General features: G+C 67.9%; 22 protein-coding genes. 13 read left to right on the top strand and 9 right to left on the bottom strand.

The genetic code is table 11. The features are described 5' to 3' along the window. Positions 1-3 precede the first annotated feature (3 nt). Positions 4-2,001: an enoyl-CoA hydratase/isomerase family protein gene (locus RM543_RS11960; RefSeq protein WP_311691915.1), complete on the bottom strand. Its 1,998-nt coding sequence runs from the start codon at positions 1,999-2,001 to the stop codon at positions 4-6. 134 nt (positions 2,002-2,135) lie between these two features. Here RM543_RS11960 and RM543_RS11955 point away from each other — a divergent pair, with 134 nt between their 5' ends. Continuing rightward, entirely contained in the window at positions 2,136-2,558 is a 423-nt protein-coding gene (locus tag RM543_RS11955; RefSeq protein ID WP_311691913.1) for a protein tyrosine phosphatase family protein, read from the top strand. Between the two features lie 114 nt (positions 2,559-2,672). Here the strand turns inward: RM543_RS11955 and RM543_RS11950 are convergent, their stop codons facing one another. From RM543_RS11950 to RM543_RS11925, 6 genes are all read right to left on the bottom strand, one after another. Next, positions 2,673-3,791: a FliM/FliN family flagellar motor switch protein gene (locus RM543_RS11950; RefSeq protein ID WP_311691911.1), complete on the bottom strand. Its 1,119-nt coding sequence runs from the start codon at positions 3,789-3,791 to the stop codon at positions 2,673-2,675. Positions 3,792-3,960: 169 nt separating this feature from the next. Continuing rightward, positions 3,961-6,654, bottom strand: a complete 2,694-nt coding sequence (locus RM543_RS11945; RefSeq protein ID WP_311691909.1) for an ATP-binding protein — start codon at positions 6,652-6,654, stop codon at positions 3,961-3,963. Between the two features lie 13 nt (positions 6,655-6,667). Continuing rightward, positions 6,668-6,988, bottom strand: coding sequence for a hypothetical protein (locus RM543_RS11940; protein ID WP_311691907.1), 321 nt, complete (start codon positions 6,986-6,988; stop codon positions 6,668-6,670). Continuing rightward, on the bottom strand, positions 6,985-7,362 hold the full coding sequence (locus RM543_RS11935; RefSeq protein ID WP_311691905.1) for a response regulator transcription factor: 378 nt from the start codon (positions 7,360-7,362) through the stop codon (positions 6,985-6,987). The genes RM543_RS11940 and RM543_RS11935 overlap by 4 nt, the downstream gene beginning before the upstream one ends. Before the next feature lie 237 nt (positions 7,363-7,599). Next, the gene (locus RM543_RS11930) at positions 7,600-9,069 is read right to left on the bottom strand and encodes a sodium:solute symporter family protein (protein ID WP_311691903.1); all 1,470 of its coding nucleotides are present in this window, start codon (positions 9,067-9,069) and stop codon (positions 7,600-7,602) included. Between the two features lies 1 nt (position 9,070). Beyond that, positions 9,071-9,250: a hypothetical protein gene (locus RM543_RS11925; RefSeq protein WP_311691901.1), complete on the bottom strand. Its 180-nt coding sequence runs from the start codon at positions 9,248-9,250 to the stop codon at positions 9,071-9,073. A 279-nt stretch (positions 9,251-9,529) separates the two neighbouring features. Here RM543_RS11925 and RM543_RS11920 point away from each other — a divergent pair, with 279 nt between their 5' ends. The 3 genes from RM543_RS11920 to RM543_RS11910 all read left to right on the top strand — a co-directional run bounded on the left by RM543_RS11920 (position 9,530) and on the right by RM543_RS11910 (position 11,948). Next, positions 9,530-10,387, top strand: coding sequence for a transporter substrate-binding domain-containing protein (locus RM543_RS11920; protein WP_311691899.1), 858 nt, complete (start codon positions 9,530-9,532; stop codon positions 10,385-10,387). A 119-nt stretch (positions 10,388-10,506) separates the two neighbouring features. Beyond that, positions 10,507-11,178 carry an amino acid ABC transporter permease gene (locus RM543_RS11915; protein ID WP_311691897.1) on the top strand — a complete coding sequence of 224 codons (672 nt, stop codon included), beginning with the start codon at positions 10,507-10,509 and terminating at the stop codon, positions 11,176-11,178. Continuing rightward, positions 11,175-11,948 carry an amino acid ABC transporter ATP-binding protein gene (locus RM543_RS11910; protein ID WP_311691895.1) on the top strand — a complete coding sequence of 258 codons (774 nt, stop codon included), beginning with the start codon at positions 11,175-11,177 and terminating at the stop codon, positions 11,946-11,948. The genes RM543_RS11915 and RM543_RS11910 overlap by 4 nt, the downstream gene beginning before the upstream one ends. 33 nt (positions 11,949-11,981) lie before the next feature. Here RM543_RS11910 and RM543_RS11905 read toward each other — a convergent pair whose 3' ends face one another. Further along, positions 11,982-13,274: a short-chain fatty acyl-CoA regulator family protein gene (locus RM543_RS11905; RefSeq protein ID WP_311691893.1), complete on the bottom strand. Its 1,293-nt coding sequence runs from the start codon at positions 13,272-13,274 to the stop codon at positions 11,982-11,984. Between the two features lie 219 nt (positions 13,275-13,493). On the opposite strand from RM543_RS11905, the gene RM543_RS11900 reads away from it, so the two are divergent. The 8 genes from RM543_RS11900 to RM543_RS11865 all read left to right on the top strand — a co-directional run bounded on the left by RM543_RS11900 (position 13,494) and on the right by RM543_RS11865 (position 22,655). Then, entirely contained in the window at positions 13,494-14,861 is a 1,368-nt protein-coding gene (locus RM543_RS11900; RefSeq protein WP_311691891.1) for a substrate-binding protein, read from the top strand. 124 nt (positions 14,862-14,985) lie between these two features. Then, entirely contained in the window at positions 14,986-16,017 is a 1,032-nt protein-coding gene (locus tag RM543_RS11895) for a branched-chain amino acid ABC transporter permease (protein WP_311691889.1), read from the top strand. 3 nt (positions 16,018-16,020) lie between these two features. After that, entirely contained in the window at positions 16,021-17,238 is a 1,218-nt protein-coding gene (locus RM543_RS11890; RefSeq protein ID WP_311691887.1) for a branched-chain amino acid ABC transporter permease, read from the top strand. Between the two features lie 11 nt (positions 17,239-17,249). After that, positions 17,250-18,014: an ABC transporter ATP-binding protein gene (locus tag RM543_RS11885; protein WP_311691885.1), complete on the top strand. Its 765-nt coding sequence runs from the start codon at positions 17,250-17,252 to the stop codon at positions 18,012-18,014. Between the two features lie 39 nt (positions 18,015-18,053). After that, on the top strand, positions 18,054-18,809 hold the full coding sequence (locus RM543_RS11880) for an ABC transporter ATP-binding protein (RefSeq protein WP_311691883.1): 756 nt from the start codon (positions 18,054-18,056) through the stop codon (positions 18,807-18,809). 128 nt (positions 18,810-18,937) lie between these two features. Beyond that, positions 18,938-20,893, top strand: a complete 1,956-nt coding sequence (acs, locus tag RM543_RS11875; protein WP_311691881.1) for an acetate--CoA ligase — start codon at positions 18,938-18,940, stop codon at positions 20,891-20,893. Positions 20,894-21,056: 163 nt separating this feature from the next. Continuing rightward, the gene (locus RM543_RS11870; protein ID WP_311691879.1) at positions 21,057-21,458 is read left to right on the top strand and encodes a hypothetical protein; all 402 of its coding nucleotides are present in this window, start codon (positions 21,057-21,059) and stop codon (positions 21,456-21,458) included. Positions 21,459-21,878: 420 nt separating this feature from the next. Continuing rightward, on the top strand, positions 21,879-22,655 hold the full coding sequence (locus RM543_RS11865; RefSeq protein ID WP_311691877.1) for a hypothetical protein: 777 nt from the start codon (positions 21,879-21,881) through the stop codon (positions 22,653-22,655). On the opposite strand, the gene aptA is transcribed toward RM543_RS11865, so the two are convergent. Continuing rightward, on the bottom strand, positions 22,652-23,989 hold the full coding sequence (aptA, locus tag RM543_RS11860) for an omega-aminotransferase AptA (RefSeq protein ID WP_311691875.1): 1,338 nt from the start codon (positions 23,987-23,989) through the stop codon (positions 22,652-22,654). The two genes, RM543_RS11865 and aptA, sit on opposite strands and share 4 nt — an antisense overlap. A 132-nt stretch (positions 23,990-24,121) precedes the next feature. Here aptA and RM543_RS11855 point away from each other — a divergent pair, with 132 nt between their 5' ends. After that, positions 24,122-24,766, top strand: coding sequence for a TetR/AcrR family transcriptional regulator (locus tag RM543_RS11855; RefSeq protein ID WP_311691873.1), 645 nt, complete (start codon positions 24,122-24,124; stop codon positions 24,764-24,766).

Below are 24,766 nucleotides of genomic sequence, written 5' to 3'. Positions count from 1 at the left end.
CAGTCAGCCCTCGTAGAGGGGGGTCTCCGTCCGGACGTGCTCCTCGATCAGATCCGGCACGGCCCAGTGAAGCGCATCCTCTTCCCGCGCCAGCTTGAGAAGCCGGGCGCGCGTGGTCATAAGCGGCCGGATATCGGCGCGGTGCACCGGCCCGCCCGCGGATTGCGAGAGCGCCAGCCCGTGGATGACGGCGACATCCACATCGGACGCCGCCCCAAGGATCCCGGCATCCACCAGCCGGATCCCCTCGAGGAGGAGCGACAGCATGGCACGCTCCACGATCTCCTCCTCCGAAACGGGGCGCGGCGCGATCCCGGCCTCCTCCCGCGCGGCGACCGCGAGCGACGGGATCACCGGATCGGGGCGCAGCCGGACGCCCTCTTCGTTCCAGATGTAGTACCCCCGGCGCGCTGCGCGCCCGGTGCGGCCCTCGGCCACGAGTAGATCGCCGAGGAGCGTGTAGCGACGCCGCGGATCGCGGCCCGCCGCCATGGCCCGCCGCCGCGCCATGGCGGGCCCGTGCCCATCCCGGTCCAGCGCCTCGAAAGGTCCGACAGCGAAGCCCGCCCGGACGAGGGCCGCGTCGACCGAGTCTGGAGCCGCGCCGTCCTCCACGAGGTGATCCGCCGCCTCGAGGAGCGCCGCGCCGAGCGCCGGCACCACCGCCGCGCCGCGGGAAAACAGCGGAACGAGCCCCATCGCCTGGAACAGGGCGGCGGCGCGGCGACCGAGCGGCCCCTCGTCTTCGGCGGTCTCGGGCAGGATGATCTCGGCGAGCCGCCCGCCCTTCAGGGGATCGGCGAGGCGCAGGCCGAGGACGCCCTCCTCCACGCCAGCCTCCCGAGCGCACCGCACCGGATCGGGGCTGTCCGTTGCATCGATCAGCAGACCCCCTTGCGGCAAACCCGCTCCGATCCGCGCGAGCGCCGCCGATCGCCATGGCGGAGTGCCGTCGGTGCAATCGGCGACGGTCGCGGCGCCCTCCGCTGCCTCGATTCCTCCCGTGGTCAGCCTGTCCGGCGCGCCGCCGATGGCTGCGGCGAGCTGCCGGCGGGATGTCTCGAGGGCCCGCGGATCGGGATCGCAGAGCCGCACGTCCAGATCCGCCGCCAGCGCGATGGCCGCAAGCTCTATGCCGGCCGGCCCGGCGCCGAGGATCGTGAGCTCGCCGGTCTCGGTCGCGCCCTCCCCCAGCCGTGCCGCGCGGGCTTCGGCGACAGCGAGGGCCCGCAATGCCCGGCTCTCAGAGCTGCCGGCGAGGTCGGACAGCGCGGCCCGCTCGTAATCGAGCGCCGCGTCGAACGGCAGCAGCAACGCGACTTCCACGCAGTCGACAGCCTTGCGGGCCGCAATCTCGGCAGGCGATAGCCGCGCGCGCGCATCCGACACCGCCGCGCTCCAGGCCGCGGGGTCCGCGAGATGCCGGGCGCGGTCACGAACGCGCTCGGCGCCCTCCCCGGCCAGCTCCGCGGCGAGGGAGGCCGCTGCGCCGACCGGATCCTCCTCGATCACGGCATCGACGAGACCGAGAGCCTCGGCCTGCTCCGGAACGAGCGGCGAGCCCTGCAGAACCGCGAGCGCCGCCGCGGCACCGCAGAGCCGGGCCATCCGCTGCATCGCACCGCCTCCCGGAATGAGGCCAAGGCGCGTTTCGGGACAGGCAAGCGTTGCGCCCGTCCAGGCCAGCCGGACGGGACAGGCCAGCGCGAGGGAGAGAAGCGGTCCCGTTGCTGCGCCGCGGATGACGGCAACGACGGGCCATGGCGAGGTCTCGATGGCGAGGGTCGCGGCATCGAGCGCCGCGGAAAAGTCGGGATCGGGCAGCCTCTCCGCCGGGCAGGTCGCGGCGGGGGAAATCACCAAGACGATCCCCTGCGTGGCGTCCTCCTCCGCCAGGGCCCGGACGATGTCCCGCAGTGCGCCGGTGTCGTCGCCGCCCCCCTTGAGCCGAAGCAGTCGCGTGCCGTCCCGGGATCCGGTCTCGAGGCTCAGTCCGCTCATGCCGCCTCCGGTCTTGCAGTTGCGCTCATCCGCGCGCGAAGATGGCGGTCCGGCGGCGGGATGACAAGCGCGGCCGCGGGATCCCGTAGTGCGCGGGCTTGACCCGGCGGGCGCGGGGCGCAATCGTCCGCCTCATGGATATCCGCCAGCTCACCCCCGCCCACTCCGTATCGCCGCAGATCGAACCGGAGGACGTACCCGCCCTCGCCGAGGCGGGCTTTGCCTCGATCATCTGCAACCGCCCCGATTCGGAGGTGCCTCCCGGCCTTCAGTCCGCTGACCTGAGAAAAGCGGCGGAGGCGGCCGGACTTCAGTTCTTCGACAATCCGATCACCCATCAGACGATGTCGCCCGAGAAGGTGGAGGCGCAGGTTGCGGCGATTGCCGGAGCGGGCCCCAGCCTCGCGTACTGCGCCTCCGGAACGCGCTGCACCGTGGTGTGGATGCTGGGCGCCGCCCCCTCCACCCCGCCGGACGAGCTGATCGAGACTGCGGCGCGCGCCGGTTACAACCTCGAACAGCTTCGCCCGCAACTCGAAGCGCTGCACCGCGGCTGATCGCGCGCCACCCCCGCGCGTCGGCTGGTCCCGGCGGGACGCCGATGCCGTGCATGAGGGCGCGGCCTCCCCGACGCCGTCCGGGACCGGTGAAGACACGGTCTCTGCCTGCTTCTAACCCGCAAGGGGCGGCAGGCCCGGAATATCAGGCAGGGCGCCGCCCGCCTCGCCCGTCTCCGAGCTTCGAGGCGCGCCCGCATCGCCGTCGCCAGGATCGGACATGTCTCCAGCGCCCGGCACCGGCATCTGGGGGGCCCCGTGCGGGTCCATCGCCGCGAGGGGCGGAGCGGGAGCCGGCCGCGAATTGGAGCCGGGATGCGGGCCCGGCATCGCCTCGAACCCGTGGCCCGCGGGGGCTTCGTCCGTCTCCGGTGGGGTGCCATCGGCCGGACCGAGGCGAAGGGCGCGGAGGCCGTGGATCTGTCCCAGGCAGCCGCGCCGGATCGCCCCCGCCTCCCCCGCCACGAGCTCCACCTCGCCAAGCGCCGCGACCGGGATCGGCAGCACGTCCCCCACGGCGAGCCGGCCGGCCTCGGACAGGCGCATCGGCAAGCGGCAGAGGATCGCGTCGAGCGGAACATCGGCCTCCATCACGTTCTGGCGCAGACGATCCCCCCAGCTGTCGCCCGCATCCTCGTCCGCACCGTCTGACGAGGGGCTGACAGGACCGCGGCCGATGGCGGGCACGAACAGGCGCAGCTCGCCTATGCGGCCGGTGCCGACGCCGAGGGACATCTTCAGCGTTATGCTGCGGTACTCCGTCTCTTCGAGCATCAGGCCGAGGGGGCGGATTTCGGGCAGGTGGGACGAGTAGCCCCAACCGGCGGCCCAGCGCGCCTCCTCCCGCCCGGCGAGCGTCGCCCCCATTCCCGAGAGGGCGCCATCGATCAGGTCGGCTAGGAGCGCGGCATCGGTCCGCGTGGGGCGGCGAGGCTGCGGCGCGGCGCGCCCCAGCTCGCTCGTCATCTGCATCTCGATGGCGGCGCCGAACAGAGCCTGGTCGAGACTGACCACCCCTTGCGCCCCCTCGAACCCGTCGAGAAGCGCGAGAAGGCCGTCCTCAGGCAGAAGTTCTAGCAGTTCGGGCAGGCTGGCGCGGGCCGTTTCCACGCCGGAGACCTGCAGGACAAGGCCGATCTCGTCGTCGGCCACCTTCGACAGCGCATGCGACAGCGCGCGTTCCGGCGTGAGCACGCGGCCACCGGGATCCGTCCGGCGGGACGTTTCAGACATGCGCCGAAGCACGGCTGTTTCAGTCTTGTCGTCTCGGTCGGACACCGCCCCAAGCCTCGCCTGTCCAGACGCCCCGATCGGGGCCGCACATCCCGGGGTTTAGCCGATGGCGGGTAAGCGGGACGTTAACGCGCACCGGAAACCGCGCGCCCGCGTCCCGCCGCGCCCGTCATTCGGCCGCGTCCGCCAGCCCAAGGCCGCGCGGAAGGGTGAGGCGGAACGCTCCGCCCTCCCGCTCCGGCAGATAGACGATCCGGCCGCCGAGTCGGTGGGCGATCTCCCGGCAGATGGCGAGGCCGAGCCCTGCCCCGCCGGCGGCTCCGGGCTCCCCGAGGCGGGAGAACTTCTCGAAGACGATGTCCCGCGCGCCGGGCGGAATTCCGGGGCCGTTGTCGATCACGTCGACGCGGATCGTCTCGGCATCGGCGACGACCTCAACGCTCAGGACCGGAGAGGCGGCGTCACAGTACTTGTAGGCGTTGCCGATGAGATTGATGAACACCTGCGTCAGGCGGTCCGCATCGGTGACCAGTGAGACCGCCTCCGCGTCCCTGTCCCTCCGCACCTCGACACGCGTCGCGCCGGGAACGGCGGAGGCGGCATCCACCGCGCGGTCGATCAGATCCACGAGACGCACCTCGGCGAGGTTGAGCGAGACCTGAGCGTTCTCCAGCACGGAGAGGTCCAGAAGATCGTCGAGCAGACGCGTCAGACGGATCGCCTCGTCATGGACGATCCCCGCATAGCGCTCCCGCTCCACGGCGGTCAGCCCGTGATCGCGCAGGATCTCGGAAAAGGCACGGATCGAGGTCATGGGCGTGCGCAGCTCGTGGCTGATCTGGCTGAGAAAAGCGTCCTTCTGCGCGCTGATCGCGGTGAGCTTGGCGTTGCTTTCGCGAAGGGCCTTTGCGGTGCGGCGCAGTTCGTCGGACTGAGCCTCGAGACGGCTCGAATACTCCATGATCTGCTGCGCCTCGTCGGCCACGCGCAGGAGGTCCTCAACCTGCACCGCCGCGGATCCGGTGATCTGGGCGACCATGGCATGGGCGGTGGCGGCGCCGACGGAGCCCGAGAGCTTGCGTTCGAGGCGGCCGAGAAACTCGGGCGTCGTGTCCGGAAGGCCGTCCGCCTTGCCCTGCGCCCGTGCCTCTTCGGCGAAGAGGGCGCGCGCTTCCGAGGGGCCGAGAATGCGCTGCGCCATCGTCAAGAGGTCTTCCGCCTCCGCAGAGCCGTGGCTCCAGCCGCGGGCGCCGAGCGTGCGCTCGAACACGTTGACCATCTGGGCGCCCTGAAGCCGCTCGAGCGGGCTCGGAAAGCTGGCGAGCGAGACGACGCAGAAGACACCGATATTCAGCAGCATCGACCAGACGAGCGCATGGATGACCGGGTCCAGCCCGACGATGCCGAACAGCGCCTGCGGGCGGAGCCAGTGGAGCCCGGCGGGGCCATCGGCGAGGACACCGGCGGAGATCAGCCCCTCGGGCCCGAAGCTCGGCAGAAAGAGCGCGTAGACCCAGACGGCGAAGCCGATCCCGAGCCCGGCCGCGGCGCCGGTGCGCGTCGCCCCGCGCCAGAAGAGCCCCCCCATGAGAGCCGGGAGGACCTGTGCGACGCCGACGAAGGAGATGAGGCCGATGGACGCCAATGCCTCAGACCCGCCGGACATTCGGTAATAGAGATAGCCGAGGAGCAATACACCCGCGATCGAGAGGCGCCGCGCGCGAAGGACGGCGGCGCGCACGTCCCCTGACATGGTCGCCCCCGCCGGGCGCCGGGCGAGATAGAGCGGCATGACGATGTGGTTCGAGACCATGGTGGACAGGGCGATCGCCGCGACGATGACCATGGATGTGGCCGAGGAGAAGCCGCCGAGAAAGGCGAGCGTCGCCAGCGCCCCCTGCCCCTCAGCGAGCGGCAGCGTCAGCACGAAGAGGTCCGGGTTCGCACCGTCCGGCAACCGCTCCAGTCCCATCGCGGCGATCGGCAGCACGAAGAGCGAGATCAGCATCAGGTAGAGCGGAAAGGCCCAGCCGGCGATAGCGAGGTGGGCTTCGTCGGCATTCTCCACCACCATGACCTGGAACATGCGCGGCAGGCAGAGGATCGCGGCGGCGGAGGTGAAGGTCAGCCCTGCCCAACGGCCGCCGGCCAGTTCCCATCCGGGATGGGCGGCAGCGTCGATCCGCGCCAGCGTCTGCGAGACGCCACCGCCGATCCCCCAGACGACGAAGATGCCGAGGGCGATCAGCGCCACGAGCTTGACGACGGCCTCCACCGCGATCGCCATGACGACGCCCGGATGCCGCTCGTTCGCGTCGAGGTTGCGTGTGCCGAAGAGGATCGTGAAGGCGGCGAGCCCCGCCGCGACCCAGAGCCCCGTGGCGGTGGGATCCGCCGCCACCCAGCCCGTCGTTCCGGGCAGCGCGAAGACCCCGAGGGAGAGGGCGACCGACTGAAGCTGGAGCGCGATGTAGGGCGTGGTGCCGAGAACCGCGAGGAGCGTGACCATGACGCCGAGAAGCGTCGACTTGCCGTAGCGGGAGGAAATCAGATCCGCGATCGAGGTGATCCGCTGCGTCCGTCCCACCCGCACGAGCTTGCGCAGGATCAGCCACCAACCGGCGAAGACGAGGGTCGGCCCGAGATAGATCGTCAGATATTCGAGGCCGGACCGCGCCGCGTATCCGACCGCGCCGTAGAACGTCCACGCGGTGCAATAGACCGACAGGGAAAGGGTGTAGACCAGCGGCGAGGACAGCCAGCGGCCCTGCCCCCGCTGGGCCCGGCGATCCGCCAGGAATGCGATGAGGAAGAGCGCGGCGACATAGGTCAGCGCGATGGCGAGGAGGAGATTGAAGGGCATGGCCCCTGCCGCCCTACGGCTCGCGCCCGCGCGGCGGCTCCGCCCGCGGCACGGTGAGGAAGCGTGACAGGATGGCCGCCCCGGCGATCAGCAGGATCCAGACGGCGAAGACGTAGATCGCGTCCGCCGCCGGGCCCGGCCCGTTCTCGGCAGAGCCCGAATGCCACAGAAGCGGCAGGATCAGCAGGATCGCACCGGCGACGGGCAGGATGCGCGCAGCATCCATGAGCCGCCGGCGGCGATAGGAGCCGCGTTCGAGAAACAGCGCGCGCCGCTCCCCGGCGGGCGTCTCCGCGGCTGGCGTCTCCGCGGCTGGCATCTCACCGGCGCTCATCCCCGCGCACCGGCGTAGAGATCCGACAGGCTCTGCAGGATCTCGGCATTGGCGAACGGCTTGGTCATGAACCGTGTCGCGCCGGCCTCCTCCGCCATGGCGCGGTCGCGATCCTGCCCCTTGGCGGTCAGAACGAGGATCGGCAGTCCCGCCGATGTCCCGTCTGCCCTGAGGCTGCGCAGGATGTCGAAGCCCGAGCGGCCGGGCAGCATCACGTCGAGCACGAGCACATCCGGTGCCGCCCGCGCCACGGCCTCGACCGCCGTTGTCCCGTCCGAATGGGTGAGCACGGTCCACCCGTCGCGGGACAGGATGAAGCGGATGGCCTCGATGATGTTCGGTTCGTCCTCGACGAGCAGGACACGCTTGTCCATCTTGGGTGGCCCTCCCCCGGCCGCCGCGCGCGGAACGGCGTGGTCGGCCTCCCCACCGGACCACACGCGCGACGTGCATCTTGGCCCGCCGCCGGCGACTTGTCAAAACGCCGTGAGCTGCGGGTGAGGCTCAGAGACGGGGGCGCGACTGCAATCGGCGGGCGGACGCGCCCCGGGCCGGGATCGTCCCTTCCGGCGCAAGGAATGCCTCGGCGCACCAGCCGACGGCGCAGGCCCCTACCAGATCGCCTTGCGGCTCAGGAGCGGGCGAAGCTCGCCCGGAAAGTCGATGGCGTCCGGCCGTCCGCGGGTGACGGCGCTGACGCCGACGAACAGCAGGGTCGAGGCCGCGATGACACTGCCGCAGAGCACCGGATCGAAGACCGAGATCCCTGCGCCCAGCGCCAACCACAGAGCGAGGGCAGCACCGCCGACGAGGGAGGCCAGCGCCCCTGCCGCCGTTCCGCCCCGCCAGAAGAACGCGCCGACGATGGCGGGCACGGAGACGATGAGCCCGGCCGCCGAGAGGGCCGCGAGCTGATCCACGATGCTCGCCTGCTGCACCGCGAAGATCGCGGCGAAGAGGATGACGAGGACGACCACCAGCCGGCCGACGAAGACCTGCCGCGCCTCCTGCGTCTCCCGCCCTGCGAGATCCCGCGCGACCATGGCACCGAGCGTCAGGGCGATGGAATCGAGAGTGGAGACCGCCGCTGACAGGATGCCGACGATCAGGAGGAGCGACACCCAGACCGGGACCGCGCCGGAGGCCAGAAGCGCGGGCGTCGCTTCGGAACTGTTCGCAAGATCGGGTGTCAGGATCAGTGCGGCGAAGCCCCAGACGACCGAGATCAGCGTGAAGAGAAGGCCGAACCCGAGCACCCAGAGGATCATGGAGCGCATCGCGCGAAGGTCCCGCACCGCGAAGAGGCGCTGGCTGACCTGCGGGTTCGACAGCGGGAAGAAGAACCACGGCACGGACAGGGCGAGAAAGGTCGGCAGGGACCAGAGGCCCGGTCCGGGAACGCCGAGCCAGGCCGCCCGCTCCTCCATCACCCGCTCGGCGAAGGCCCCCGGCCCGCCGATCGCCGCGACCACGAAGCCGACGGCGAGTAGCGCCGCGACCATCATCACCGCGGCCTGACCCGCATCCGTCCACGCGACAGAGCGCAGGCCCGCGACGAGCGTCCAGAAGATCGCCAGAAGCGCGCCGACCGCGACCGCCAGGGGAAGCGTGATCGCGCCCCCGGTGACGCCGGACAGCAACAGGCCGATGCCGGCCATCTGCGTCGTGCAATAGGGCATGAGGAACAGCAGCGAGACCACGGCGGTCGCCCGCGCGACACTCCGCGAGCCGTACCTGCGTCCCAGCATCTCGGCCGGTGTCACGAACCCCCAGGTCTGCGAGGCGAGCCAGTAGCGCGGCCCGAAGACCACGACGAGCGACAGGCCCGAGAAGTAGATCAGCTCGAAGCCGAGCGCCCCGACCCCGCCCCTGTAGGTCAGGCCCGTCAGAACGACGAGCATGAAGGCCGAATAGGTCGTCGCGGCATAGCTGAGGCCGGAGACCGCCCCGCCGATGGCGCGTCCGCCGAGATAGTAGTCGACGGCGCTGCCGGTATTGCCGCGGGATGCGGCGAAGGCGACCGCGAAGCCGATGAGGGCGAAGGCGCCGATCGCGCCCCAGACGAGAACGGGAGAGATCATGTCAGCGGCGCCATCCGGAAATGCCGACGAGAATGGCCCCGATCACGGCGACCGCGAAGAGGCACCAGAAAATCAGCACCGCGAAGGAGGGCTCGTCCCCGGGCAGCAGGCCGTAAGGCACCGCGATCCCCGCCAGAATGAGCAGGCCGGTCCCGGCCAGCCACCCGCGAAATGCGCCCATGACGCTCCCCTGTCCCTCGGCGGCGCCGTATCATGCGCCAGGCCCCCCGGTGCTTCACGGCTATTTCCCCCAAGGTCAAGCCGCAGGTCCGGCAATTTCGCGGGGGGCGCCGCCTTTGCGCTAGCATCCCGGCGATAAAGGAAATTCTCCGAACAGACCGCCGGCCGCGCGCGCCCTTCGCACCGGCCCGGACCTTGACGTCGCGAATGGAGCGCTACAACATCAGGCACAGCTGAAACCGATTAACTCTCGGTTTTACAAAGCAAAAAGGGAGACAAAATGTCTTTTCCGACCAAAACCGCCACCCTCGTGGGGTCCATCAGCGCCGCTCTCGTCGTGGGCAGCACGGCCTTCGCGCAGGACATGGAAACGGCCTCCGTCGCGACGGATCCGAGCTTCGTTCCGTTCGAGATGATGGACGAGGAAACCGGCGAGATGACCGGTTTCGACATGCAGATGATCCGGGAACTGGCCGACCGCGCCGGCTTCGAGGTCGACATCAACACGATGGACTTCAACGGGATCATCCCCGCGGTTCAGACCGGCAATGTCGACATCGCCATCGCGGGGATCACGATCACCGACGAGCGCGGGGAAATCGTCGATTTCTCCGATCCGTATTATGACAGCGGTCTGCAGATGCTCGTCGCCGCCGACAACGACGGTGTCGAGACCATCGAGGATCTCGAGGGCATGACCATCGGGACCAAGATCGGCTCCACGAGCTACGATTACCTCACCGAGGAATTCGGAGACACGGCCACGATCACGCCCTACCCGGGCTCGGGCGACATGTATCTCGCCCTGATGGGTGGCAGCGTCGACGCGGTCTTCTACGATGCGCCGAACGTGAGCTACTTCGCCAAGACCCGCGGCGAAGGCCGCGTGAAGGTCGTGGGTCCGCTCTACGAAGGCCAGCAATACGGTATCGCCTTCGCCAAGGGCAGCGAGCTCGTCGCGCCGGTGAACGAGGCGCTCGCCGAAATGCGCGAGGACGGCACCTACGACGAGATCTACGCCGAGTGGTTCGGCAGCGCCCCGTCCGATGACGACGCCGCCGCTACCGACGCCGAGACCGAGGACATGGACGCCGAGGGCGGCGACATGGAAGAAGACGGCGCCGAGAGCGAAGATTGATCCACATCGGGGCAGCGCTTGCAGGCGCGGCCCTTGCGTGAATAATTGGCCTCTCCGGAGAGCTTCGGCGCTCCGGGGAGGTTTTTTTTGATAACGTCGATCGCAGACGGAGCCCGGTCTTGGATTCTAATTTCGATTTCGACTGGGAGGCCGCCTTCCAGTCCATCCCCCATCTCCTGGCGGGCATACCTTACACCCTGTTGATTTCCTTCGGCGGGCTCGCCATCGGCTTCGTCATCGGGATGATCTTCGGGCTCCTGCGTCTGAGCCGCGCCGGCTGGCTGCGCTGGCCCGCGATCGCGTATATCGAGATCTTTCGCGGCACGCCCGTTCTCGTGCAGGTTCTGTTCATCTTCTACGGCCTGCCGCAGCTTCTGGGCGGGCCGATCAATGCCGTCGTCGCCGGGATCGCGGCCATCGCGGTGAACTCCGGCGCCTACATCTCCGAGATCGTGCGGGGCGGCGTGCAGTCGATCGAGCGTGGACAGCGGGAGGCGGGCCTGTCCCTCGGCCTCTCCAGGACGCAGACCTTCCGGTACATCATCTGGCCGCAGGGCTTCCGCCGCATGATCCCCTCCCTCGGCAACCAAGGCATCATCAGCATCAAGGACACCTCCCTCTTCGCCGTCATCGGCGTGGGCGAGCTGGTCCGGCAGGGTCAGATCTACATCGCGACGACGTTCCGCGCGCTGGAGGTCTACCTGATGGTCGCCCTCCTCTACCTGGCGATCACGCTCACGCTGTCGCTCTTCCTGAGACTTCTGGAACGCAAGGGGCTCGTCGGACAATGAGCGATCGCACCACGGACAGCACCGCCACCCCCATCGTGAAAATGGAGAAGCTGAACAAGAACTTCGGCTCGCTGCACGTCCTCAAGGACGTCGATCTGTCGGTCACGCCCGGCGAGGTCGTGGTGATCATCGGCGCCAGCGGCTCCGGCAAGTCGACCCTGATCCGCTGCATCAACGGGCTCGAGGAATTCCAGAGCGGCGCGCTCGAGGTGGACGGCCGGAGGCTGGAACCCGACGGACGCGCATCAAAAGCGCTGCAGCAGATCCGCACCGAGGTCGGCATGGTGTTCCAGCAATTCAACCTCTTTCCGCACCTCACCGTCCGGGACAACGTGACCCTCGCCCCGCGCAAGGTCCGCAATGCAAGTACCGCCGAGGCACGGGAAACCGCCGATCGCCTGCTTGACCGGGTCGGCATCGCAAACCAGGCGGAGAAGTACCCCTCGCAGCTTTCGGGCGGACAGCAGCAGCGCGTCGCTCTGGCCCGCGCGCTTGCGATGGAGCCGCGCCTCATGCTGTTCGACGAGCCGACGTCGGCGCTCGACCCCGAGATGATCGGCGAGGTGCTGGACGCCATGCGCGAACTGGCCCGCGAGGGCATGACCATGGTCATCGTCACCCACGAGATGACATTCGCCCGCGAGGTCGCGGACCGAGTGATCTACATCCACCAGGGCGAGATCGTCGAAGAGGGAGCGCCCGAGCAGGTGTTCGACAATCCGCAGCATGAGCGGACCCAGAGCTTCCTGTCCCGCGTCCTGACACATTGAGGGACGGCCGGACTGCAACGAGCAGTCCGGCGCTCAGGCTGACCCGGCGATGAACGGCTCCCGCCGCGCCGGGCAGGCGTCCCGTGTGCACAGCCTGCAGGCCGCACCGACAGGGAGCGCGGCCTCCCCCGACCCTTCGGCGGCCGGCAGAAGCAACATCGTCGCCTCGATCACCGGCGGACGCCCGAATGCAGGCGGACCGGACGGCTCGGCCAGCGCATAGGCCGCGAACCGGACGGAAGGGCGGCCGTCCATCTCGATGTCACGGGCGATCGGAACGCCGGGGCGGAGCAGCGCTTCGAAAAGGGGCCATAGCGGACAAGCGGCACCGAGGCGCGGCGCGGGAAAGCCCGGCGCCGGCTTGCGCAGGATCATCGTGCCCGACAGATCGCAGCTCAGAAGCGCGGCGCCGGCCTCCGGCACGCTCGCGATCCGGCGCAGGACCGTGCCGAGGCCGCAGCCTGCCCGGATAGCAACGGCCGCGGGATCGAGGCCCTCGCTGAGCGCCTCCCTCAGGAGCCCCAGCGGCAGGGCGCGGGCATCTCCGGCGGCGCGGGCGAGGTGACCTTGGGCGAGACGCTGCGCGGCCGCGCTCTCCAGCTCCTTCGCCTGCGACAGCTCTTCCGCGATCCGGCTTGCGTCCCCCGCATCGGCCGTCTCGATCTCGGGGATGTGCCAGTTCCGCGCAGCTAGGAAGCGCTCCACCTCCTCCAGCGGACCGGCAGGCGCGGCATCCTCGGAACTGGCATCGAGGTAGCGCGCCAGATCTTCCGCCGCGCCGGCAAGACGGTCGCCGTCCTCGGCGAGATTTCGATGGAAACGCTCCGTCCAGACCGCGTCCAGATCCCGCGTTTCGGCGAGGATCGCGGCGGTGGAGCGCATGGCGGTCACGACCGACAGCACCTCGTGCAGCGAGGCGGACAGGATCGGATCATGCGCGAGCCGGTCGGACAGCGACGCGACGGTCCGCTCCAGCCGCCGCACCGCACCGCCCTGCTCCGCCATCAGGCGCGCGAGGCCCGGGAACCGCCCGGCGAAGTCCTCCAGCTCCGCGATCTCCGCCGACGCGCCGGCATGGCCCGCCGCCGCATCCTCGAGATCGGCGACCAGCGCCCGCCCGGCGCCTTCGGACAGCGCCTGTGCTTCAAGGCCCAGCTCTCTCGCGATCGTGGCGAGGAGCCCGCCGCCGATCCGGCGGCGATTGTGCTCGATGAGATTGAGATAGGAGGCGGAGATTCCAGCCGCCCTGGCCAGATCCGCCTGCTTGATCCCGTTCAGGATGCGCCGCTCCCTGATGCGGCTTCCGGCATGCCCCGCGCTGGCCATGGATGACGTCCTTTCCCGTCAGGGACTTACCGCGATGCAGCATCAAGAACTTTACAAAATGCTGCACCGCACTGTCCATCAATTTACAAAATTCCTACTGTTTTGGAATGGGTTGTTGAATTGTTTTCTCAAAGGACTGCATAAAAATTACAGCCCACGGAAGCGGGGCGTGCCCCCTCTCGGGAGGAGAGCGCGGGGCGAACAAATGGGAGGAAATTCATGTCGTTTCGCAGACAAACACGTCGCGGTATCCTGAAAACCGGTATCGCCGCCGGCGCGGGGCTCGCCCTGCCGACCATCTTCACCGCCCGATCCGCCAGCGCCTTCACCAACGAGCCCACCGGCAGTTCCGTGACGCTCGGCTTCAACGTGCCGCAATCCGGCCCCTATGCCGACGAGGGCGCCGATGAGTTGCGGGCGTTCGAGCTCGCGGTCGAGCACCTCAATGGCGAGGGCGACGGCGGCATGATGAACACCTTCTCCTCGAAGGCGCTCACGGGAGAGGGCATCCTCGGCAAGAAGGTCGAATACGTAACCGGCGACACGCAGACGAAGTCCGACGCGGCCCGCGCCTCCGCCCGTTCGATGATCGAGAAGGACGGCGCGGTCATGATTTCGGGCGGCTCATCGTCCGGCGTTGCCGTCGCCGTGCAGGGCCTCTGCCAGGAAGCGGGCGTGATCTTCATGGCCGGCCTCACGCATTCGAACGACACCACCGGCAAGGACCGCAAGGCCAACGGCTTCCGTCACTTCTTCAACGCCTACCAGTCTGGCGCGGCGCTCGGCCCCGTCCTCGAGACCCTGTACGGAACCGACCGCAAGGCCTACCATCTGACCGCGGACTATACCTGGGGCTGGACGACGCAGGAATCCATGCAGGCCGTCACCGAGGATCTGGGCTGGGAGACGGTCAACAACGTCCTCACGCCGCTCGCGGCGACGGACTTCTCCTCCTACATCACCCCAATCCTTCAATCGGGCGCGGACGTGCTCTTCCTGAACCACTACGGCGGCAACATGGTGAACTCGCTCACCAACGCCGTCCAGTTCGGGCTGAAGGACGCGATGGCCCAGACCGGCAAGCAGTTCGAGATCGTCGTGCCGCTCTACTCGGAGCTGATGGCGCGCGGCGCGGGCGAGAACATCCGCGGCATTCCCGGCTCCCAGAACTGGGACTGGAAGCTCGAGAACCAGCTTGGCGAACGGTATCGCGGCACGAACGTCTTCACCCAGTCCTTCGGTGAGAAGTACGGCTTCCCGCCGTCCCAGGCGGCCCATACCTGCTACGTGCAGACGCTGCTCTACGCGGATGCGGTCCAGCGGGCCGGCTCGTTCAACCCCTGCGCGGTGGTCGAGGCTCTGGAGGACTACGAGTTCGACGGTCTCGGCAACGGCCCGACGCTCTACCGCGGCGCCGATCACCAGTGCCTCAAGGACGTCGTCGTCACCCGCGGCAAGGAGAACCCGGACAACGAGTTCGACCTCGTCGAGATCGTCGAGGCGACCCCCGTGGAGCAGGTCACCTACCCGGCCGATCACCCGATGTTCGCCGGCGGCGCGCTCGGCGAGTGCAACGAGGGCGCCTGACGCCCGCGTGAAAGGGGGGCGCCCGGGCACCGGGCGCCCCGCCCATCTCCGACGCCGCACCTGACCCGCCGCGCCCGCATCCCGCGCGCGGCCCCTCCCTCACAGCAGGATAAAAGCACCCGCGATGGACGCGATACTCCTTCAGATCCTGAACGGCCTCGACAAGGGCTCGGCCTACGCCCTGATCGCCCTCGGCCTCACCCTCATCTTCGGCACCCTCGGCGTCGTCAATTTCGCCCACGGCGCCCTGTTCATGATCGGCGCCTTCTGCGCGGTCACGCTGCAGCGTATCTTCACCATTTCTCGCACCACGGTGGACGAGAGCCGGACGGACTTCCTCGGAAACCCGATGGAAGTGGACACGCCCTATCTCGAGATCTGGTTCGGCCCCGAGTTCGGCGCCGCGCTCATCGACTGGTCCGTGCCGCTGGCGATCCTCTTCGCGATCCCCGTCATGCTTCTGATCGGCTGGATCATGGAGCGCGGACTGATCAAGCACTTCTACAAGCGCCCCCATGCGGACCAGATCCTCGTCACCTTCGGCCTCGCGATCGTTCTCCAGGAGATCATCAAGTACTTCTACGGCGCCAATCCGATCCCGACGCCGGCCCCCAGCGCCTTCGCGGGCTCGTTCGATTTCGGCGCCGCGCTCGGCTTCGATCCCATGACGATCATCTACCCCTACTGGCGCCTGATCTACTTCGCCTTCGCCGGCCTCATGATCGCCGGGGTGTTCTGCTTCCTGCAATTCACCACGTTCGGAATGGTCGTCCGCGCCGGCATGGCGGATCGGGAGACGGTGGGCCTTCTCGGCATCAACATCGACAAGCGCTTCACCATCATGTTCGGCATCGCGGCCGCCGTCGCAGGGCTCGCGGGGGTGATGTACACGCCGATAAATTCGCCCAATTACCACATGGGGATGGACTTCCTCGTCCTGTCCTTCGTCGTGGTCGTCGTTGGCGGAATGGGAAGCCTGCCCGGGGCCGTCCTCGCGGGGTTCCTCCTCGGCATCCTCGAGAGCTTCGCCTCGATGAACGAGATCAAGTCGATCATTCCCGGCATCGACCAGATCATCATCTACCTCATTGCAATCGTGATCCTTCTGACCCGGCCGCGTGGCCTGATGGGGCGGAAGGGCGTCATGGAGGACTGATCCATGCTCGGTCTCGACCGCAAGGATACCGGCCTTCTGGCCGTCGTCGCGATCCTGGCGCTCTTCGCGCCGTTCATTCTCAACCCGTTCCCGCAGGGCTCCGAGCTCGCGCAGTTCAACGCAGGCTACCCCGACCTGATGCAGCGGTTCGTGATCTTCGGGATCTTCGCCATCGGCTTCAATCTGCTCTTCGGGCTGACGGGCTATCTCTCCTTCGGCCATGCCGCCTTTCTCGGGGTCGGGTCCTACGCCGCGGTGTGGATGTTCAAGCTTCTGAGCATGAACGTCGTTCCGGCGATCCTGCTCTCCATCGCGGTGGCCGGCCTGTTCTCCGTCGTGATCGGGTACATCTCCCTCAGGCGGTCGGGCATCTACTTCTCGATCCTGACGCTCGCCTTCGCGCAGATGTCGTTCAACCTCGCCTACTCGGTACTGACGCCGATCACCAACGGGGAGACGGGCCTGCAGCTCTCGCTCGACGATCCGCGGGTGCTGGATGGCGGCGGGGTCGCGACGTCCCTGCCCCTCACCAACTTCTTCGGCATCGAGATGCGGGCGACCGAAACGCTGAATCTCGGCCCCTGGGCGTTCCAGTTCAACGCCGGGTATTATCTCTGCGCGATCCTGCTCCTCGTCACCTTCTACATCTCCATCCGCATCTTCCGCTCGCCCTTCGGGCTGATGCTGCGGGCGGTGAAGTCGAACCAGCAGCGGCTGAGCTATACCGGTCTGTCGACCCGGCCCTACACGCTCGCCGTCTTCGTGATCTCGGGCATGTATGCCGGCCTCGCGGGCGGTCTCCTTGCCTCGATGGATCCGCTGGCGGGCGCCGAGCGGATGCAGTGGACCGCGTCCGGCGAGGTCGTGATCATGACGATCCTCGGCGGCGCCGGAACGCTGATCGGCCCGGTCCTCGGCGCGGGCGTCATCAAGTATTTCGAGAACATCTTCTCGAAGATCAACGAAGGCGTCCTCCACGGCTGGTTCGGCGCCCTGCCGGACGGTCTGGAGAACGCCATCGTCTGGGTGCTCGCGCGCTTCACCGGCGAGGGCTGGCACCTGACGCTCGGCCTTCTGTTCATGGCCATCATCATCTTCCTGCCGGGCGGACTGGTCGAAGGCGGGCGGCGCAGCCGCGCCCTCTTCCGCCGCCGGGGCCGTCGCGGCGGCGCGGCCGAGGAAGACGCCGCCAAGCAACGCGCCACCCGTCCGGCAGAGTGAGGAGAGAGACCATGGGAATTCTCGACGTCAAGGATGTCGGCAAGCGCTTCGGCGGACTTCAGGCCCTCTCGGACGTGACCCTGTCGGTCAGGGAGAACACCGTCCACGCCATCATCGGGCCGAACGGGGCCGGCAAATCGACGCTGCTGAACTGTCTCGTGGGCAAGCTGATGCCGGATACAGGCTCCGTGCTCTTCGACGGGCAATCCGTCCTCGGCCGCAAGCCACACGAGATCAACCAGCTGGGCATCGCCCGTGTCTTCCAGACGCCGGAGATCTTCGGCGACCTGACGGTGATGGAGAATGTCCTCATTCCCTGTTTCGCCCGGAGGGACGGCGCGTTCGAGCTGAACCCCCTGGTCTCCGTCGCGTCGCAGACGGACATGGCGGCGAAGGCGGAAGCCATCCTCGCCGACGTGAACATGGCGCAGAACCGGGGCGTCCACGCGGCTTCCCTCTCCCGCGGGGACAAGCGCCGCCTCGAAATGGCGATGTGTCTCGTGCAGGAACCGCGCCTGCTTCTCCTTGACGAGCCCACCGCCGGCATGTCCCGCGCGGACACCAACAACACCATTGCGCTCCTGAAGGAGATCAAGGCCAAGCGGGACATCACGATGGTCATCATCGAGCATGACATGCACGTCGTGTTCTCCCTTGCGGACCGGATCACCGTCCTCGCCCAGGGCACTCCGCTCGTCGAGGACACGCCGGAGCGCATCAAGGGGCACCCGAAGGTGCAGGAGGCCTATCTCGGCACCTCCGACGCCGCGGCCTGATCTTCCGAGCCCAAGGATATGACCCCCAAGGATAGCACCATGGTCGCCAGACCCGATTTCAGTCAGCACGCCAACCATGCCAGCACCGCGCCCGCCTTCTTCTCGGTGTGGGACCTGCACGCCTATTACGGCGAGAGCTACATCGTGCAGGGCATCAGCTTCACCGTGCACGAGGGGGAGATCCTCGCGCTTCTCGGTCGCAACGGCGCCGGCAAGACCTCGACCCTCCGCGCCCTCGCCCGCACCGGCAGCCCGCAGCTCACCCACGGTGAGATCTGGCTCGACCACCAGCCGCTCCACCGCATGGCCAGCCACGAGGCGAGCGCGGCGGGCCTCGGTCTCGTGCCGGAGGACCGGCGGATCATTCCGGGGCTGACGGTGGAGGAGAACCTGAAGCTGGCGCAGATCGCGCCGCCCATTGGCTGGTCCCTCGAGCGACTCTACGAACTGTTCCCCCGCCTCGGCGAGCGGCGGAAGCAGGAAGGCGTGACGCTGTCGGGCGGTGAGCAGCAGATGCTGGCCATTGCCCGGGCGCTTGCGCGGGACATCAAGGTCCTGCTTCTCGACGAGCCCTACGAGGGCCTCGCGCCCGTCATCGTGGACGAGATCGAGAAGACGCTGGCCCTGATCAAGAGCCAGGGCATCACCACGATCATCGTCGAGCAGAACGCCATTCGCGCGCTGAAGCTCGCGGACCGCGCCGTCATCCTCGACACCGGGCAGATCGTGTTCGACGGCAGCGCGGAGGAGGTGCTGAAGGACGACGCGCTTCGCGCCGAGTATCTCGCCATCTGAAAGCCCGTCCCGGGCCTTGCACCTCGCCGCCCGGGAACCGACAAGGGGTATGAGGACAGATCTGGGCGCGGGAGCGGGGGGTCCCCCCGGCGGGAGGCTCCGCCCGCGCCATCCGAGGGAGGACAGACATGCTGGACGACAAGAAGGTCCCCGTTCCGGGCAGCTTCGCGGAAGGCGCACACGTCACCGCCGAAGAGTACGAGGAACGCTACGCCCGCTCCATCGCCGACCCCGAGGCCTTCTGGGCCGAAGAGGGCAAGCGGCTCGATTGGATCGAGCCCTACACCCGGGTGAAGAACTGCAATTTCGACCTCGGCTCGGTGTCCATCAACTGGTTCGAGGACGGCATCCTGAACGTCGCCGCCAACTGCGTCGACCGTCATCTGGAGACCCGCGGCGAGCAGACCGCGATCATCTGGGAGCCGGACGAGCCGGGCGACGCGGCACGGCACATCACCTACAACGAATTGCACGAGCAGGTCTGCCGCTTCGCAAACGTCCTCAAGAGCCAGGGCGTCGCGAAGGGGGACCGGGTCATCATCTACCTTCCGATGATCCCCGAGGCGGCCTATGCGATGCTGGCCTGCGCCCGGATCGGGGCGGTTCATTCCGTCGTTTTCGCCGGCTTCTCCCCCGACGCGCTCGCCAACCGGATCAACGATTGCGGCGCCAAGGCCGTGATCACGGCGGACAGCGCCCCGAGGGGCGGCAAGCGCACCGGCCTCAAGTCGAATACCGACGCCGCGCTCCTTCATTGCTCCGACAAGGTGCGCTGCCTCGTCGTGAAGCATACCGGCGATCAGACCACCTGGATCGACGGGCGGGACGTGGACGTGCTGTCGATGATGGAGGACGTCGCGCCCGACTGCGACCCCGAGCCGATGGGCGCCGAAGATCCGCTCTTCATCCTCTACACGTCCGGCTCCACGGGCAAACCCAAGGGCGTGGTCCACAGTTCGGGCGGTTACCTCGTCTATTGCGCGATGACGCACGAGCTGGTCTTCGATTACCACGCGGGGGACGTCTACTGGTGCACCGCCGATGTCGGCTGGGTCACGGGCCACAGCTACATCCTCTACGGGCCGCTGGCGAACGGCGCGACGACGCTGATGTTCGAGGGCGTGCCGACCTATCCCGATGCCGGTCGCTTCTGGGCGATCTGCGAAAAGCACGATGTCGCGCAGTTCTACACCGCCCCCACGGCGATCCGCGCGCTGATGGGACATGGCCGCGAGCCGGTCGAGAGATACGACCTCTCCTCCCTCAAGGTCCTCGGCACGGTGGGCGAGCCGATCAACCCGGAGGCCTGGAACTGGTACAACGAGGTCGTCGGCAAGGGGGAGCGCCCGATCGTCGATACCTGGTGGCAGACCGAGACGGGCGGGCACCTCCTGACGCCGCTGCCCGGCGCGACGCCCCTCAAGCCCGGTTCCGCGACCAGACCGTTCTTCGGCATCGAACCCATCGTCCTCGACCCCCAGTCCGGCGCGGAGATCGAGGAAACCGAGTGCGAGGGCGTTTTGTGCATCAAGGCGTCCTGGCCCGGCCAGATGCGGACCGTCTGGGGCGACCACGAACGGTTCGAGAAGACCTACTTCTCCGACTACAAGGGGTACTACTTCTCCGGCGACGGCTGCCGGCGGGATGCTGACGGATATTACTGGATCACGGGCCGGGTCGACGACGTCATCAACGTCTCCGGCCACCGGATGGGCACGGCGGAGGTCGAAAGCGCCCTCGTCGCGCACAGGGACGTCGCCGAGGCCGCGGTCGTCGGCTATCCGCACGACATCAAGGGCCAGGGCATCTACGCCTATGTCACGCTGATGAACGGTGTCGAGCCGACCGACGATCTCCGCGCCGAGCTCGAGAAATGGGTCCGGACCGAGATCGGCCCGATCGCCAAGCCCGATCTGCTGCAATGGGCGCCGGGCCTGCCCAAGACACGGTCCGGCAAGATCATGCGCCGCATCCTGCGCAAGATCGCCGAGGACGATGCCGGCAGCCTCGGGGACACGTCGACCCTCGCCGATCCCGACGTCGTCGACGACCTCGTCGAGAACCGGATGAACCGCAAGGGCTGAACGCCGGCGCGATGCTCCGTGGCGGGCGCCGGCTCCGACCTGCGCCCGTTTGCCTGTCCATAGCCCTCTTGGAAAAATTCGGGCACGGACCGAAGCATTCTCGTAAAGATTTCGTGGAATCATTCGAATCGTGGGGCATCCGAGCCAGGCGAGGGCTTTTCAGATGTCAGCAATCGACGCGATCCGTATCCCGGCCGGCCCGTCATTGCCGCAGGCCGGGCGCTTCTTGAGCGCCGCGCCGGAAGATGGTCGGCCGGCAGCAGCGGTGAAAGCCGGGCCGGTGCCGAGAGGGGCGCTCTCCGCCGCACCGGATGCGGCCGGCAGCAGAGATGGCGGCTTGCCGCCCGCCCCGGCGTTGCAGGCAGCCGGGACGCCCCGGCCGGACCGCGCCGGGCAATCGGATCACGTCGAAGCGCTCCTCGGCCGATACGCCGTGATCCCGAGCGAAGCCATGATACGGATCGCCCGGCACCGCGAAGAAGCCGTCCTCCGCCCCTCCCTGACCGACGCCGCAAGGATCACCGGACCGTCCCCCCGCCCCGCCCGGCTGGATACGAGCAGGTAGGCCCACGACGATGCGGGTGCGCTCCGCCGCGAAACCTGTAACCTGAGCGAGCAGAGCACGGAAGGCGCGCGCATGACACTGAATTCCCTGGTCGTTCGGACAGGGCCCGAGCCCTGGAAGCGGAAGCGCCGGAAGATCGTTCTTGGGCGGCCGTTCCTCGGGGGGCGGCGCAAGAACGTCCTGATCTTGTACAAGCCACAGAAGATTTCATATGCGCAGGTGCATCCGCTTCTTCGGCAGGAGGGCGCCGGCAGCGCCGCAGCCGCAAGTTTCCGGCTGTATCCGACCAAGGACGCTGAAACCGGTATCCCGAGCCGCTTGAGGAACGCCGATCATGTCATCGTTCAACCCTGGGATTCGGATCCGGACCGGATGGATCGGCTTCTGGATAGCGTGCGATCCCTTCCATCGCGCCCAGGCATGACCATCTTCGACAGCGTTGCCAGTCTTTCGCTACCGTTCGGAAGACTGCTCCCGGAGGCCGATTTCTACTTCAAGAAGTCGCTCTACGCGGACCCGTCCCGATACGCGCAGGACCGTCACGGCGGCTCGAATCTCAGCGAATTCTACGGCGCGCGTTACGGTCTGGAGATGGACGTGGTTCCGGGCCGGGACCTCGGCGCGGACGCCTCGAAACTGCGCCTGTCGCCCAATTTCCTGACCGAGCCCACACTCTTCGAACGGTTCCGCAAGGGCGAGGAGCCGGCACGGCAGGGCGAAGAGGCGCGTCCCATCGACCTGCACGCACGCCTTGGCGGCGTGTCTCGCGACGGCTGGTACGGGCGGATGCGGCAGGACGCCGAAGTGCAGGTGGGCCGGATCGGCGACATCTCGGCAGCGACGGGCGGCGGGCTCCCCTGGGCCGAGTACATGGCCGAGCTCGGTCGCTCGAAGCTCTGCTTCTCCCCGTTCGGCAGCGGAGAGCTCTGCTGGCGCGATGTCGAGGCGATCCTTGCGGGCGCGGTGCTCTTGAAGCCGTCCATGGATCACCTGAGGACGCTGCCCGATCTGTATCGCCCTTGGGAGACGTACGTTCCGCTTGCCTGGGATTTTTCCGACCTCGGCGAAAAGGTCCGGACGCTGCTCGGCGCGCAGGAAATGCGGGAGGAGATCGCCCGCGAGGCTTATTGCACCGCGCGCGATTTCGCCCGGTCGACCGGGCCGGTCGACGCCTACCGCGAGATGCTCGCGTCCTAGTCCAGGGCGGAGAGCACCTCGCCCAGCGTGCCGATCAGCTCGTCGATATGAGCCTTCTCGATGATCAGCGGCGGGGACAGGGCGATGATATCCCCCGTGGTGCGGATGAGGATGCCCTTGTCGTAGGCATCGAGGAAGGCCTGGAATGCGCGCTTGGTCGGAGCGCCCTCGATCGGCTCCAGTTCAATGGCGCCAATGAGGCCCATGTTCCGCACGTCGATGACATGGGGCAGACCGGCAAGGGAATGCAGGGCCTCTTCCCAGTAACCGGCAAGGCCGTCCGCCCGTTCGAAGAGCCCGTCCTCGCGGTAGGTGCGCAAGGTCGCGAGGCCCGCCGCCGCGGCGATGGGATTGCCGGAATAGGTATAGCCGTGAAAGAGCTCGATCAGGTGCTCGGGCCCCTGCATGAAGGCATCGTGGATCTCGGACGTCGCAAGGACCGCGCCCATCGGGATCACACCGTTCGTCAGGCCCTTGGCGCAGGTGATGAGGTCCGGCATCACGTCGAAACGCTCGGCGGCGAAGGATGCACCGAGGCGGCCGAACCCGGTGATGACCTCATCGAAGATCAAGATGATGCCGTGCCGCGCCGTGATCTCGCGCAGGCGCTTCAGGTATCCCTTGGGCGGCAACAGGACCCCGGTGGATCCGGCCATCGGCTCGACGATCACGGCGGCGATGGTCTCGGCGCCGTGGAGCGCCACGATCCGCTCCAGCTCGTCCGCCAGATGTGCGCCGTGCTCGGGCTGGCCGCGGGTGAAGGCGTTCTGCGGGATATGGGTGTGCGGCAGGTGATCCACGCCGGCCAGAAGCGTGCCGAACGCCTTTCGGTTGGTCACGATGCCGCCGACGGAGATCCCGCCAAAATTCACCCCGTGATAGCCGCGCTCGCGCCCGATCAGGCGGGTCCTGCCGCCCTCGCCGCGCGTCTTGTGATAGGCCATTGCGATCTTGAGGGCGGTCTCGACGCTCTCGGAGCCCGAATTGGTGAAGAAGACATGCTCGAACGGCTCGGGCGCCATGTCCCTGAGCGCGGAGGCGAGTTCGAAGGCCTTGGGGTGGCCCATCTGGAAGGCCGGGGCGTAGTCGAGGATGCCGGCCTGCTCCCGGATTGCCTCGATGATGCGGGGCTGGCCGTGCCCGGCATTGCAGCACCAGAGCCCCGCCGTCCCGTCGAGAACCTGCCGGCCGTCCTGCGTCGTGTAGTGCATCCCTTCCGCGGCCACGAACATGCGCGGGGCCGCCTTGAACTGCCGGTTCGCCGTGAACGGCATCCAGAAGGCGTCCAGATCGTTCGGCGCCGCACCATGGCTCCCGCCCCTACCATCGGCCATAATGCGATCCCCTTGTGATACATGGATAAAATGGTCGAACCATTTGACCGACCCCGGATTTTGACGCTACCAATCGCGGTGTACCAGTCAAGCGGTCTGCGTTCGGGCCGTTCTTTTTACGAGTGAGAGCCAATGTCAGCCAGAATACAAGAGCCACGATCAGGTGGCGAGCCGCGGCGCGGCGAAACCCTGATCCAGCAACGCAACCGGAAGATCATCCTCTGCGCGGCGCTCGACGAATTCTCGGCCCACGGGTTCCACGGCGCCTCGATCGCGAACATCGCCCGCGCCGCCGGGCTCTCCAAGGCGAACCTGCTATACTATTTCTCGCGGAAGGAGGAGCTCTACCGTGCGCTCCTGACGAGCCTGATCGACACATGGGGCGTGCCGCTCACCTCCCTCGACCCGGACGGCGATCCGAGGGAGGAGCTTCTGTCCTACGTCCGGCGCAAGTTGCAGCAGACGCGCACGATGCCCCGCGAAAGCCGCCTCCTCGCGAACGAGATCCTGCAGGGCGGGCCTCATCTCGAAGGAGAGACGCTGGAGTCCCTGCGCCGGATCGTACAGTCCAAGACGGACCTCATCCGAAGCTGGAGCGCCGCGGGACGCATCCCTCATGTCGATGCACCGCACCTGCTGATCTCGATCTGGGCCCTGACCCAGAACTACGCGGACTACGATTCGCAGATCCGCCGTCTGCTCGGCGAGGAGGCAGACATCTCCGATACGCCGCAGACCTTCCTCGAAACGCTGTACGGAAGTCTGCTGGCGAGCTGA

Origin of the sequence: Tropicimonas omnivorans (assembly GCF_031846565.1) — a bacterium.
GTDB classification, from domain to species: domain Bacteria; phylum Pseudomonadota; class Alphaproteobacteria; order Rhodobacterales; family Rhodobacteraceae; genus Tropicimonas_B; species Tropicimonas_B omnivorans.
This window is presented reverse-complemented; position numbering and strand designations above follow the sequence as displayed.